The sequence below is a fragment of the Azotobacter armeniacus genome (genome assembly GCF_054779355.1).
Genome location: NZ_BAAGYK010000168.1, coordinates 1 through 2,017 on the forward strand (window position 1 = coordinate 1; position 2,017 = coordinate 2,017).

The 2,017-nt window shown below is 67.5% G+C and carries 2 protein-coding genes; both read right to left on the minus strand.

Annotation, left to right across the window (positions count from 1 at the left end):
• Positions 1-950 (minus strand): pyruvate kinase (gene pyk, locus ACYVD0_RS22850; protein ID WP_460428926.1); only part of this gene is annotated, 950 nt, incomplete at its 3' end.
• A gap of 69 nt (positions 951-1,019) precedes the next feature.
• Positions 1,020-1,709, minus strand: a complete 690-nt coding sequence (locus tag ACYVD0_RS22855; RefSeq protein WP_460428927.1) for a bifunctional 4-hydroxy-2-oxoglutarate aldolase/2-dehydro-3-deoxy-phosphogluconate aldolase — start codon at positions 1,707-1,709, stop codon at positions 1,020-1,022.
• Between the last annotated feature and the right edge of the window lie 308 nt (positions 1,710-2,017).

The following is a 2,017-nucleotide window of genomic DNA, read 5'->3' on the forward strand; positions in this document are numbered from 1 at the left end:
TCGGCCGAGAGCATCACCGCGTCGGTACCGTCGAGCACCGCGTTGGCCACGTCGAACACCTCGGCGCGGGTCGGCAGCGACTGGGTGATCATGGTCTCCATCATCTGCGTGGCGGTGATCACCGCCCGGTTGAGCACCCGCGCCCGCTCGATGATCAGCTTCTGCACGCCGACCAGCTCGGCGTCGCCGATCTCCACCCCCAGGTCGCCGCGGGCCACCATCACCGCCTCGGAGGCGAGGATGATCGCGTCGAGCGCCTGCTGATCGGCCACCGCCTCGGCGCGCTCGATCTTGGCGACCAGGCCGGCCGAGCCGCCGGCTTCCTGCATCAGCCGGCGGGCGTGCTGCATGTCGGCGGCATCGCGCGGGAAGGACACGGCCAGGTAGTCGACCTGCATGCTCGCGGCGGTCTTGATGTCCTGGCAGTCCTTCTCGGTCAGGGCCGAGGCGGACAGGCCGCCGCCCTTGCGGTTGATGCCCTTGTTGTTGGACAGCGGACCGCCGACCAGCACCTCGCAGATCAGCTGGCTGCCCTCGACCTTCAGGGCCTTGAGCACGATGCGCCCGTCGTCGAGCAGGAGGATGTCGCCGGGCTGGCTGTCGTTGATCAACGCCTCGTAGTCGATGCCCACGCGGGTCGCATCGCCGGCGTTCTTGTCCAGCGCCGCGTCGAGGACGAACTGCTGGCCCTTCTGCAGCTGGACCTTGCCTTCGGCGAAGCGCGAGATGCGGATCTTCGGCCCCTGCAGGTCGGCGAGGATGGCGACGAAGCGCCCGTGCTTGGCGGCCATCTCGCGGACCAGGGCGGCGCGGGCCATGTGTTCCTCGGCCTTGCCGTGGGAGAAGTTCAGGCGCACCACGTCGACACCGGCCTGGATCAGGCCTTCGATGGCTTCGGGGGTTTCAGTGGCTGGGCCGAGGGTGGCGACGATCTTTGTTCTTCGCAGCATCTTGTAGAGTCCTCCAGGGGAACTTTCTATGCAAAAGCGGGCAAGCGGAAAAATCTCCGGCCGCGCCGGTCAACCCAACAGTTGCAGGGCCTCGGCGCTGGTCTGCTGAATGCGCTGCCAGTCGCCTTCGCGCATCCAGGCGCTGTCCAGCATCCAAGTGCCGCCCACGCACATCACGTTGGGCTGCGCCATGTAGTTCTTGACGTTGCTCGGGTTGACGCCGCCAGTGGGGCAGAAACGGACGTTGCCGAAAGGCCCGCCGAGCGCCTTCAGCGCCGGGATGCCGCCGGAAATCTCGGCGGGGAACAGCTTGAAGCGGCGGTAGCCCAGGGCGTAGCCGAGCATGATTTCCGAGGCGCTGCCGATGCCCGGCAGCAGGGGCACCGGGCAGCGCACGCCGGCCTGCAGCAGTTCGGGCGTGCTGCCGGGGGTGACGATGAACTGCGCGCCTGCTGCCACGGCGTCGTCCAGCATCGCCTCGTCGAGCACGGTGCCGGCACCGACGCAGAGCTCCGGGCGCACTTCGCGCAGCACACGGATGGCGGTCAGGCCGTGCTCGGAGCGCAGGGTGACCTCCAGGGTGCGCAGGCCGCCGGCGGCCAGGGCATCGGCCAACGGCAGGATGTCCGCCTCGCGCTCGATGGTGATGACGGGAAGGATGCGGGCTTGCTCGCACAGCCGATCGATCAGGGCGACCTTGTCGGCCATGCTCGGCACGCTCTGGGGAGTTGTCGGCTTGTTGTTCTGGATGCTGCTCATATCGGTTGATCCTTCGGGCTTACAAGCACCGGTAAATAGCGAGGGAATACGGAAACAGGGCACAAATCGGCATGGCACGGAACGTTCGTCGACCGGACGGACTGAAGATGGCGCTGTCTTGATTGGCGAGGCAGGCCGCGGATTCAGCCGAGGCGGGCCGCCGCCAGGCGAAATCAGAAATCGCCATACCAGCTCCTCCCGTCGCGGGTGATCAGTGCAATCGAAGACAGGGGCCCCCAGCTACCCGCCGCATAGGGCTTGGGCGCCTCGCCCTGCAGCCGCCAGCCGGCGATCAGCCGGTCGCACCA

What these genes read in the sequence shown, in the direction of transcription:
- ACYVD0_RS22855 (WP_460428927.1), bottom strand. Translation starts at nt 1,709, where the DNA reads ATGAGCAGCATCCAGAACAACAAGCCGACAACTCCCCAGAGCGTGCCG.